We start from the raw sequence: 10,588 nt of genomic DNA on the forward strand, positions 1-10,588 counted from the left end.
CGGAAAGGACGGCAAGGAGACCGGGAAACAGATTCCGGATCAAGCGTGACGCTCGCGCAACCAACGTGCGGCGTCGATGGCGTAATACGTGAGAATCGCATCAGCGCCGGCACGCTTGAATGCCGTCAGCGCTTCAAGCACCACGGCACGTTCATCAAGCCAGCCCTTTTGCGCCGCCGCTTTCAACATCGCGTATTCGCCACTGACCTGGTACACGAACGTCGGCATGCCGAACGCGTCCTTCACGCGACGCAACACGTCGAGATACGGCAGCCCGGGCTTCACCATCACGGCGTCCGCCCCTTCGGCGATATCCAGTTCCACTTCGCGCAAGGCTTCATCGCTGTTGGCGACGTCCATCTGATACGTGTGCTTGTTGCCCTTGCCAAGATTGGCTGCAGAACCTACCGCATCCCGGAACGGACCATAGAAAGCCGACGCGTATTTGGCGGAATAAGCAAGAATGCGCGTATGGATGTAACCGGCGTTTTCCAAGGCATCCCGAATCGAACCGATACGGCCGTCCATCATGTCTGAAGGCGCGACAAAATCCATGCCGGCTTCAGCTTGTGCCAACGACATCTTGATAAGCGCTTCGACAGTCGGCTCGTTCATCACGTAACCCTCTTCGTCGATCAAGCCATCCTGGCCGTGCGTGGTGTACGGATCCAGCGCGACATCGCCGATCAGACCCAATTGCGGGTACTTCGCTTTCAAAGCGCGTGTCGCGCGTTGCATCAAGCCTTGCGGATTCCACGCTTCGGCGGCGTCTTCGGTCTTCACGGATGCACCCGGCGAAGGAAACAAGGCCAGCGCTGGAATATCCAGTTGCACGCATTCACCGGCCAGCGCCAACAAGCCATCGATGGACAGCCGCTCCACTCCGGGCATCGATGGCACCGCTTCGCGCTTGCCTTCACCGTCGATCACGAACGCCACCATGATCAAGTCGGTGGGAAGCAGCGTATGTTCGCGCATCAATGCACGAGAAAAAGCGTCGCGTCGCATGCGACGCATACGGATCGAGGGGAAGTTCATAAATCGATCTCGTGCGAGGAATTTATGTGTCCCATTGTAGCGCCACCGGCATGTGCAGGTTTAGGCAGGGCGCCGCGTACATGCGACTCATCGGGTGAGATAGACAAGCGGAAAAATACGCACAGGAGATGAACGTCGATTCGCGCGTGCGCGAGTTCGACACATTTTATGTGCCATCTTTCATGGCACATGCCCCTCTCGTCAGGAGTCGCGCCATGAGTCAACCCGCCAAGCGTAGGTCGCATTGGACCACCCCCGAAGGCATGAAGTATCTCGGCCCGCATGACAGCACGACGCCAATCGATGTGACTGTCGTGTTACGCCGCCGCTCCGCAACGCCCCCTACACCCGCGGATTGGCCGCATGCTGCCCGCTTCGTGCGCGGCGAATTCGGTGATCACTTCGGCGCCGATCCTGCCGATCTGGAAAATGTACGGCGCTTCGCCCAGCGTCACGGCCTGACCGAAACGGGCTGTGCCGCCCATCGTCGCGCCTTGCATTTGCGCGGCGCACCGGCCGCACTGGAACAAGCATTCGGCGTCGCGCTCGGCAAATACCAGCTCGATGGATCCACCCCATTCGTCGGTTGCGGCCATGCGCCTACATTGCCTCCTGAAGCTATTGCCGTGCTCGGCCTCGATCGCCGCCCGGTTGCGCGTCCACATGTACGCAAGCCCCATGCGCAGCCAAGCACCACTTACACACCCTTGCAGCTAGGGCAGCTGTATAACTTTCCCGCCGGCGCTGATGGCTCGGGCGAAACCATCGGCATCATCGAGCTGGGAGGTGGTTACACCAGCAGCGACCTCAATCAATACTTCTCGAACCTAGGTATCGCTACGCCGCCGAAAATCGTGGCTGTCTCTGTGAGCGGTGGACAGAACCAGCCCGGCGGTGGCGACGCTGACGACGAAGTAATGCTGGATATCGAAGTGGCCGGCGCGCTCGCCCCAGGCGCAACGATTGCGGTGTACTTCGCCCCTAACACCGATCAAGGTTTCTACGAAGCCATTTCCCAGGCTGCGCACGACACCACCTACAAACCTTCGGTGATTTCCATCAGCTGGGGCGGCCCGGAAGACAGCTGGAATACCCAGTCCCGTGCTGCCATGGAAACAGCTCTGCAGGACGCATCTGCGCTTGGCGTAACCGTTACGGTGGCGGCTGGTGATAGTGGCTCCAGCGACGGTGAAAGCGACGGTCAGCCGCATGTCGATTTCCCGGCATCCAGCCCCTATTCGCTAGGGTGCGGTGGTACCACCTTGGTAGCCAATGGCCAGACCATTCAGAGCGAGGTGGTCTGGAATGAAACATCCAGCAACGAAGGCGCCACCGGTGGTGGCGTCAGCGTCGAATACGACCTTCCCAGCTGGCAGCAGGGGTCGCAGGTTCCGGCTTCGCCCAACGGCCAGTCTGGGCGTGGTGTTCCCGACGTCGCCGGCAATGCCGATCCGATGACGGGTTATGAGGTGCTGATCGGCGGTCAGTCGCAAGTGATCGGCGGCACCAGTGCCGTCGCTCCGCTCTGGGCAGCGCTGATCGCTCTTCTCAACCAAAAACTGGGTGCTGCCGTCGGTGATGTGCACCCCGCGCTGTATCGGGCCGGCGAAGCCGCGTTTCGCGATATCACGCAGGGAAACAATGGTGCCTATCAGGCAGGGCCGGGCTGGGATGCCTGTACCGGTCTAGGCAGTCCCAACGGTCAATGGCTGCTCAACGCATTGACCGCGCAGAAAAGCTAGTAACGACTTCATCTGCCTTGGCGGGCCTCGCCCCGGCTTTTGCTGGAGCGAGGCGAACGTCACCACATAACACCGTCGCTCAAGGCCGCCAGCGCTGGACGAATGAGGCGACAACGGGCAGTCTTGTCAGGCTCGCTGTTTTGGATTGCCCATGGATCGTTCCATCACGTCACCTACCTTGCTCGCCGATCTCGGCGGCACCAATGTCCGTTTTGCGCTCGCCGACACTGCGTCTGCCACACCTTTGCTGATGGACAGCGTGCGGCGTTATCGCGTGAAGGATTTCGATACGCTCGCCGATACGATCCGCCAATATTTCGCCGATACCGGCCATATCGCTTCGCACGCGATCATTGCCGCGGCAGGGCGCATCGCCAATGGCGAGACCGTCAAGATCACCAACAATCCATGGGCAGTATCCGCGCATGGCTTGCAGGTCGAACTCGGCTTCGAGGGCGCACGCCTGGTGAATGACTTTGCCGCTCAAGGCATGTCGATTCCGCTACTCCAAAAAGATCAGCTGCAACCGGTGGGGCAGGCATTGCCACCGGAGCATGACCGCAGATCGTCACAGACTTTCGTCGTAATGGGTCCGGGTACCGGGCTTGGTGTCGCCGGTCTGCTGTTCCGCGAGGGGCACTGGATCGTGCTGGAAACCGAAGGCGGCCACGCAGGCTTCGCTGCGCATACCGCCGAGGATGTGGAAATTCTGCATCGGCTCAATGCTCGGTTCGGCCGTGTCTCGAACGAGCGAATGATTTGCGGCAATGGTTTGGTAAATCTGTACCTGGCCCTTGCCGACATCGCCGGACAACCCGCCCAGGATTACACGCCGGAAGACATTACCGCGCGTGCGACCGATGGCGGTGACCCGCTATGCGTGCGCACCGTGGAAACGCTGGCCGGGATTTTCGGCAGCGTGGCCGGCGATTTGGTGCTCAGCCTGGGTGGCTGGGACGGTGTTTATCTCACTGGCGGCGTGCTGAAGATTCTCATGCCATGGCTGCAGCACGGCGGCTTCCGGGAACGCTTTGAAGCCAAGGGCCGCTTCCGCGACACAATGGAGCATGTGCCGACGATCGCCATCACGCATCCCGAGCCGGGTCTTCTCGGTGCGGCAGCGATAGCCGTGCTGGACTCCGGACGCACCTTGCCTCCGCGCGATTAGCCACTAACACGACGAACCCGGCCCGACATCGTCCATTCAACGAGGAATCCGTCATGTCCCGCTCCAATACGGCCTTCCTTTTCGACCTCGACGGCACGCTGATCGACAGCGTGTATCAGCACGTACTGGCCTGGAAGGAATCCCTGGACCGCGAAGGCGTGATGCTGCCGGTATGGAACATCCACCGCAAGATCGGCATGAGCGGCGGCTTGTTCACCAATATCCTGCTAAGAGAAACGGGACTGGATATCACGGAAGAACGCATCCAGCGCCTGCAGCGATGGCACGCCGAAGCATTTAATCGGCATCATACGCAAGGCTCGGTGCGACCCCTGCCAGGCGCCCGCGAATTGCTGCATTTTCTGACCAAAGAAAAGATTCCATGGGCGATCGCCACGAGTGGACGCATGGAAACAGCCGCGCATAACCTTGCCGCACTCGGCGTGGATCCGGACAAAGTGCCAGTGGTGACACGCGACATGGTCCGCCATGCCAAACCTGATCCAGACTTGTTCCTCGCCGCTGCCGAACGTTTGGACGTGGATATCCATCAGGCCCTGGTAGTGGGTGACAGCATTTGGGACATGCTGGCCGCACAGCGGGCTCGTGCGCTGGGCGTGGGCCTGCTTTCCGGCGGATACGGCCAGGATGAACTGCAACGGGCCGGTGCCTTCCGCGTGTACGATGACCCAGCCGACCTGCTGCGGCATATCGACGAGGTTGCGGCGCGCGACTGAGCCTCATCGGATCGAACCGTCATCTGTTCAAGGCCCATTGGGGAACATCTTGCAGGGGGCGGAATGATGACAAGATTGGCGGAAATCTTGGCGTGTGCTGCCGCTTTATTCTTTTGCAGCAATGCCGTAGCGCAGGGAAAAGCGGCGGATGCCTGGCAAACAGGCAACTGAGGATCACGCCACCGCGTTCTTCGGCGACGAAGCTGCCATCAAGCGGGCGCCAGCAGAGCATCCAGGTCAGCCTGATCGAAGCTGAGTCTTTCGCGCGTACCGCCGCCTTCGAGCACGGCTTCGGCAAGCTCGGCCTTGCGCGCTTTCAGCTCCTCGATGCGCTCTTCGACGGTGCCGGAGGTAATCAGCCGAAATACGAACACAGGCTTGTCTTGACCGATGCGATGCGCGCGGTCGCTGGCTTGCGCCTCGGCCGCAGGATTCCACCAGGGATCGTAATGGATCACCGTGTCGGCGGCAGTGAGGTTCAATCCCACGCCACCCGCCTTGAGCGAAAGCAGGAATAACGGCACGTCGCCCTCCTGGAATCGCTGCACAGGTTCGGCGCGATCGCGTGTCTCGCCGGTAAGCATCACATAGCGGATGCGGCGCCGCTCCAGCTCGCCGGCAATCAGCTTCAGCATTTCGGTGAACTGTGAGAACAGTAGTACTTTGCGCCCTTCGGCTAGCAGCGCGGGGAGCATGTCCATCAACAGCTCGAACTTGGCCGAGTCACGCACCCCGCGCGCCGCTTCCAGTTTCACCAGGCGAGGATCGCAACACACTTGACGCAGCTTCAGCAGCGCATCGAGCACGACGATGCCGCTGTGCGCGATACCCCGCTGCGCAATGACCTCACGCAACTCGTCTGCCAGCGAGAGACGCAGGCTTTCGTATAGCTCGCGTTGCCGCCCATCGAGCACCACGCGACGGGTAATCTCGGTCTTGGACGGCAGTTCCGATGCTACCTGCGCCTTGGTTCGGCGCAAGATGAAAGGTGCCAGGCGTCGATTAAGGCGCGCCTGGCACTCTTCGTCATGCTGCTTTTCGATCGGCACACGGTAATGCCGCCGGAAAGCGCCTTCGTCGCCAAGCAGTCCAGGCACTGAAAGATCGACCTGCGACCAAAGCTCTCCCAAATGGTTTTCCAGTGGTGTACCGGTGAGGCAAATGCAGCGTGGAGCACGCAAGGTGAGCGCCGCACGGCGTGCCTGGGTGCGCGGATTTTTTACCTGCTGCGCTTCATCAAACACGATCAGCGAAAACGGCTGCTTGCGCAGCGTCACCACGTCGCGTGGCAGCAAGGCGTAGCTGGTCAGCACAATGTCCTGCGAAACGATCTGTGAAAAATCACCGCTACGCTGCGGCCCATGCAAGGCAAGCGCGCGCAATGATGGGGCGAAGCGCGCGATTTCCGCCAGCCAATTGGGAATCAGGCTGGTGGGTACCACGATCAGGGCCGGTTGCTGCAAGGCGTCGCGTTCCTTCAACGCCAGCAGATGCGTAATCAGCTGCAGGGTCTTGCCCAAGCCCATGTCATCAGCCAGTACGCCGCCGACACCCGCCTCCGCCAAGGCGTTCAACCAACGCAAGCCTTCTCGCTGATACGCCCGCAACTCAACGGTCAATCCATTCGGCACGGCATCGCTTGCGCGTTCGGCCGCATCGCGCAAACGGGCGGTGAATCCACGCAATTGCTCGGGTGCCTGCAACTCGCCGCCGGTCGGCAATGCTTCGACGATTTCTTCCAGGCGCCCTGCCTGCACCCGCGGCAAGTGCAGCTTCCTCTTGGGCTTCTCCAGATATTCTGCCAGCGGCGCCAACAGGCCACGCAGCTCCTTCAAGCGCACCGGCACGCGACGGCGTTCGTCGACCGGCGCGTACCACACGGCATCTTCCGGTTCATTGGGTGCGGGGCTCAGATTGAGCTGGTGCTCCGCCAGCGCCTGGGCGACGGCAGGCAGCAGATTGCGACGCTTGCCCTCGACCTCGATACCGATTTCCAGATCGAACGCGTGATCGTCGGCGTCTTCCACCGCATGGCCATACCAGCGCACCGGACCTTCGAGCACCTCGAACGGAAAACTGGGCGCGTACTCCAGCAGAAAACCGTCCGCCTCGAGTTTGGGACGCAGCGCCAACCAGCGCGCCGGCGTGTTCACTTCAAGCGCACCAGCGTGTCCTTTGCCAGGAAACAGCCACGCATCTTCAGGCAGTGTGTCGGCGAGATCCCACGGCAGACCTTCGGTATCAACACCGAGCGTGAGCCCCACACGTTCGAGCTGCTCCATGGCGGAGAGTTCTTCTGCACGCCGCCGGGCAATTTCCACCAGCTGCCCATTACGCACTCTGCGCACCAGGGGCTCGCCACCACGCCCAGGCAGGCGCTCACCGGCGTAATCGAACGCGAGCCGGGCATACGCAAGAGGCGGCGTGCCGGCAGCCAGTCGTGCGTGCCGTGTCAGCGCATGCAAGGTCAGCACCGGCTTGGGCGCAAGTTCGGCGCGCCGCAATTCGTCGAACACCTGCGGCAACGGCACACGATGTGCGAGCCGGCTGGACGGCAAGGCAAGACGTAGGTTGCGACTGTACTCGTGTTTCAGCGGCGGCAGATCCAACCAATGCGTTTCTTCCGGATCTGCTTCGAGGTGTCCCAGCTCAGCACGTTCGGCATCCAGGTACCACAAGCCATCCACACGCAATAGGCGCTGGCTATGCGGCAAAGCCGGTAGCAAACGCTGGCTGCCGTCCTGTTCGAGCTGCCAGTGCCAGTTGAGTTGGTGCGATTTACCACGCGACAGCCGTAAGCCAGCGAGACCGCCCAGGAAGCAGGGCGCCGTATCAAGCATCTCCGCCAGCAAGGCATTGCCGACGTGACCGGTCAGTCGTGCATAGCTGCGTGATTTACGTAGCGCCTGCGGCAAACCTAACACGGCCGTTGCCAGCCGTTGTTCATGCAAGGTGAGATTGGTGTGCAGCAGCAGCTTGCTTTCCAGCGGTGCGGGACGGGTAAAGCGTCCGTGCTCGCTTGGCACCAGCAAAACCGGAGCGGCATCCAACCTTGCGTAAGGCGCACCGTCTTCTGGAATCACCTCGAAGAAGAAACCAAGCACGACGTGTTCGTGCACAAGCGCTGCAGCGGGCTTCGCCAGCAGCTTGCGCCACACGCCCGGCAGACTTTCCTCGCGCTCATCGTGCTGGGCGGAAGGATCGCCGTGCTCTTTCTCGTCCGGTAGGTGCATACGCATGCGATCCCTGGAGCGATCAAAACCTTGAGCTTAGCAGCGATCCGGGTCCGCGCCGCAAGCAGATTCGAATGAGGGTCGCAAATCCGCGCTTGAACACAGCGCGAACGACGTGAAGATCGCCAGCAGATGCTTAGTGCGTTCCGAACAAGCCCTTCGGGTATTCCGGTTTCTGCTCGCGCGCCATCAGCGCTTTCAGACCTTCGACAGGAGTGACTTCGCCGTGCAGTACGGCCCGCACACCTTTGCTGATCGGCAAGTCCAGGCCATGTTTGTCGGCCAGTCGCACCACTTCGTCGGCAGTGACAACGCTCTCCACCACTTGGCCGATCTGCGCGATCGCTTCTTCAAGGCCGATACCTTGCCCCAGGGCGATGCCCAGGCGCCGATTGCGTGACAAGTCCCCGGTACAAGTGAGCACCAGATCGCCCAGGCCGGAGAGACCCATCAAAGTTTCAGGACGTGCCCCCAGGGCCACGCCAAGACGCAACATCTCGTTCATGCCGCGCGTGATCAAGCCGGCACGGGCATTCAGGCCTAGCTGCATGCCATCCGCCACGCCGGTGGCTACCGCGAGCACATTCTTCATTGCTCCGCCGAGCTCGGCACCCAGCACATCCTTGCCGGTGTAGGCACGGAAGTTTGGCGCGTGCAGCAGCGTGGCCAGTCGCTGCGCGAAGTCTTCGCTCTCCGAATGCACCGTCACTGCGCTCGGCATCCCGGCTGCCACTTCACGTGCAAAGGAAGGGCCCGTGATGACTGCAGCGGCACGCCCCGGCAACTTTTCCGCCACCAGTTCATGCAGAAAACGGCCGGTACCCGGCTCGAAGCCCTTGGTCGCCCAGGCAATCTGGGTATCCGGATCGAGCAGCGGGGCGATTTCGCCCAGGATATGGGCGAAGGCATGGCTGGGTACCACGATCAGCACGATCGCGGCACCTTGCACTGCCTTCGGAAGTTCGGGCTCAAAGGCGAGGCCGGATGGCAGTTCCAGATCAGGCAGATAACGCTGGTTCCGGTGCGTGGCCGCCATCGCGGTCAGGGCGTCAGCATTCCGGCCCCATAACCGGGTGGGCACGCCGTTACGCGCAGCCAGCGTGGCCAGGGCGGTACCCCAGGAGCCGGCTCCGAGAACAGCCAGGACGGGCTGGTCGGTCATGTCAAAGTCTGTGTCGAGGGCTTTCAGCTGTTGAGCATGGGCGCTTCGCCGCCGGGGCCCGTGCGGCGCTGCTGCTCAGCGTAAAGCGCCTCGAAATTGATCGGCTGCAGCAAGAATGGTGGAAAACCACCCTCCTGCACCAGACTGGAGATTACCTGGCGGGCGTACGGAAACAGCAGGTTCGGGCAGTAGCTGCCGATGATGCCAGCCTGATCTTCGTCGCTGAAACCGGCAATGCCAAACAGGCCGGCCTGGTGCACTTCTGCCAGATAGGCGGTCCGCTCGTTGATGGTGCAGGTCAGCGTCAGGGTCAGCACCACTTCATAGATATCATTGCCGAGGCCGGTGGCACGCTGCGACAGGTTCAGCTGGACTTGGGGCGCCTCCGTGATTTCACCGATTTCCTGGAAGATCTGCGGCGCATTAGGCGCTTCGAAGGACACGTCCTTGACGTAGATCTTTTGCAGCATCAGCTGCGGCTGGTTGGCCGGGCCATTGGCCTGACCGTTGGCGATGATTTCTGCCATGGGTATCCCTCAAGTTCGAAAAGACGCGCATGCGAAGCGCAAAGAGGTGGGATTGTTCCATACATCCCCGATTGCCGCCACGCAGGATTCGCAAGGGCGCCGCACCACTTTCTCCCCCCTGCCTTTCGGCTCCCACTGCTCAAACATTGCGCACCCGCCCCTTTTTTTGGGATAATGCACGGCTCGCCCAAGCCGGCCCGGTTATACGGGTACCTCCGCAACGCGATGCGGACTTCTCGGCAACGGCGAAAGCAATACTCTCCAGCATCGCGTGGCGCACGGCGCCGCTGGGCCGATGTCACCCTGGCTAACGGGTGATTCATGTAATTACGGAGGTCATCATGGCCCGTGTATGCCAAGTCACCGGAAAAGGTGTGCAGACCGGCAACAACGTCTCGCATGCCAACAACAAGACCCGTCGCCGCTGGTTGCCCAACCTGCATGAGCGCCGCTTCTGGGTCGCCAGCGAAAACCGCTGGGTAAAACTGCGCGTCTCCAACCAGGCGCTGCGTACCATTGACAAGAAGGGCATCGAGGCCGTGATCGCCGACCTGCGTGCCCGCGGCGAAAAGATCTAAGGGAGCGTTGAGCCATGTCCAAGAGCAAGAGCGACAAGATCCGTTTGATCTCTTCAGCCGGCACCGGCCACTTCTACACCACGCAGAAGAACAAGAAGAACACCCCGGACAAGTTCGAATTCAAGAAATACGATCCGGTTGTCCGCAAGCATGTGATCTACAAGGAAGGCAAGATCAAATGATCTGCTGAAGACGATTCATCCCGGCAACATCGGGACCTGATCGCCTCAAAAGAAAACCCGCCCTCCTGGCGGGTTTTCTTTTGCCTCCATGGCATGCTTCCACAAAAAAAGCCCGCCCTCCTCAGCCTGTGTCAAAACTAGCTGCCGTGGCCAAGGAGGCGCCCTTCGCAAGAAGGGCGCCTTTTTCTTTGTGACGAGTTGAAGCGGGCGGATCAGATCGG

At 61.0% G+C, this 10,588-nt stretch carries 9 protein-coding genes; 5 read left to right on the forward strand and 4 right to left on the reverse strand.

Going from position 1 to position 10,588, the window contains the following annotated elements:
• Nucleotides 1-39: 39 nt before the first annotated feature.
• A complete protein-coding gene (gene hemB, locus AC4HNJ_RS12475; protein ID WP_490479906.1) occupies nucleotides 40-1,038 on the reverse strand; it encodes a porphobilinogen synthase in 999 nt (332 codons plus the stop codon).
• Nucleotides 1,039-1,253: 215 nt separating this feature from the next.
• Between hemB and AC4HNJ_RS12480 the strand changes: the two genes are divergently transcribed.
• From AC4HNJ_RS12480 to AC4HNJ_RS12490, 3 genes are all read left to right on the forward strand, one after another.
• A complete protein-coding gene (locus tag AC4HNJ_RS12480) occupies nucleotides 1,254-2,780 on the forward strand; it encodes a S53 family peptidase (protein WP_490479907.1) in 1,527 nt (508 codons plus the stop codon).
• A 151-nt stretch (nucleotides 2,781-2,931) separates the two neighbouring features.
• On the forward strand, nucleotides 2,932-3,948 hold the full coding sequence (glk, locus tag AC4HNJ_RS12485; RefSeq protein WP_490479908.1) for a glucokinase: 1,017 nt from the start codon (nucleotides 2,932-2,934) through the stop codon (nucleotides 3,946-3,948).
• A gap of 53 nt (nucleotides 3,949-4,001) precedes the next feature.
• Nucleotides 4,002-4,685 carry an HAD family hydrolase gene (locus AC4HNJ_RS12490; protein ID WP_490479909.1) on the forward strand — a complete coding sequence of 228 codons (684 nt, stop codon included), beginning with the start codon at nucleotides 4,002-4,004 and terminating at the stop codon, nucleotides 4,683-4,685.
• A 209-nt stretch (nucleotides 4,686-4,894) separates the two neighbouring features.
• Here the strand turns inward: AC4HNJ_RS12490 and AC4HNJ_RS12495 are convergent, their stop codons facing one another.
• The 3 genes from AC4HNJ_RS12495 to secB form a co-directional block, all read right to left on the reverse strand.
• Nucleotides 4,895-7,918, reverse strand: coding sequence for a DEAD/DEAH box helicase (locus AC4HNJ_RS12495; protein ID WP_490479917.1), 3,024 nt, complete (start codon nucleotides 7,916-7,918; stop codon nucleotides 4,895-4,897).
• A 136-nt stretch (nucleotides 7,919-8,054) separates the two neighbouring features.
• Complete coding sequence (locus AC4HNJ_RS12500; protein WP_490479910.1) at nucleotides 8,055-9,080, reverse strand: NAD(P)H-dependent glycerol-3-phosphate dehydrogenase; 1,026 nt, start codon at nucleotides 9,078-9,080, stop codon at nucleotides 8,055-8,057.
• A gap of 23 nt (nucleotides 9,081-9,103) precedes the next feature.
• Nucleotides 9,104-9,607, reverse strand: a complete 504-nt coding sequence (secB, locus tag AC4HNJ_RS12505; protein WP_490479911.1) for a protein-export chaperone SecB — start codon at nucleotides 9,605-9,607, stop codon at nucleotides 9,104-9,106.
• Nucleotides 9,608-9,948: 341 nt separating this feature from the next.
• On the opposite strand from secB, the gene rpmB reads away from it, so the two are divergent.
• Complete coding sequence (rpmB, locus tag AC4HNJ_RS12510; protein ID WP_026635436.1) at nucleotides 9,949-10,185, forward strand: 50S ribosomal protein L28; 237 nt, start codon at nucleotides 9,949-9,951, stop codon at nucleotides 10,183-10,185.
• A 14-nt stretch (nucleotides 10,186-10,199) separates the two neighbouring features.
• Nucleotides 10,200-10,367 carry a 50S ribosomal protein L33 gene (gene rpmG, locus AC4HNJ_RS12515; RefSeq protein WP_026635435.1) on the forward strand — a complete coding sequence of 56 codons (168 nt, stop codon included), beginning with the start codon at nucleotides 10,200-10,202 and terminating at the stop codon, nucleotides 10,365-10,367.
• The last annotated feature ends 221 nt before the right edge of the window (nucleotides 10,368-10,588 follow it).

It is taken from the genome of Dyella sp. SYSU CM1112 (assembly GCF_058216415.1).

Coding starts and splice junctions, on each gene's coding strand:
- hemB (WP_490479906.1), bottom strand. CDS start 1,038: ATGAACTTCCCCTCGATCCGTATGCGTCGCATGCGACGCGACGCTTTT.
- AC4HNJ_RS12480 (WP_490479907.1), top strand. CDS start 1,254: ATGAGTCAACCCGCCAAGCGTAGGTCGCATTGGACCACCCCCGAAGGC.
- glk (WP_490479908.1), top strand. CDS start 2,932: ATGGATCGTTCCATCACGTCACCTACCTTGCTCGCCGATCTCGGCGGC.
- AC4HNJ_RS12490 (WP_490479909.1), top strand. CDS start 4,002: ATGTCCCGCTCCAATACGGCCTTCCTTTTCGACCTCGACGGCACGCTG.
- AC4HNJ_RS12495 (WP_490479917.1), bottom strand. CDS start 7,918: ATGCACCTACCGGACGAGAAAGAGCACGGCGATCCTTCCGCCCAGCAC.
- AC4HNJ_RS12500 (WP_490479910.1), bottom strand. CDS start 9,080: ATGACCGACCAGCCCGTCCTGGCTGTTCTCGGAGCCGGCTCCTGGGGT.
- secB (WP_490479911.1), bottom strand. CDS start 9,607: ATGGCAGAAATCATCGCCAACGGTCAGGCCAATGGCCCGGCCAACCAG.
- rpmB (WP_026635436.1), top strand. CDS start 9,949: ATGGCCCGTGTATGCCAAGTCACCGGAAAAGGTGTGCAGACCGGCAAC.
- rpmG (WP_026635435.1), top strand. CDS start 10,200: ATGTCCAAGAGCAAGAGCGACAAGATCCGTTTGATCTCTTCAGCCGGC.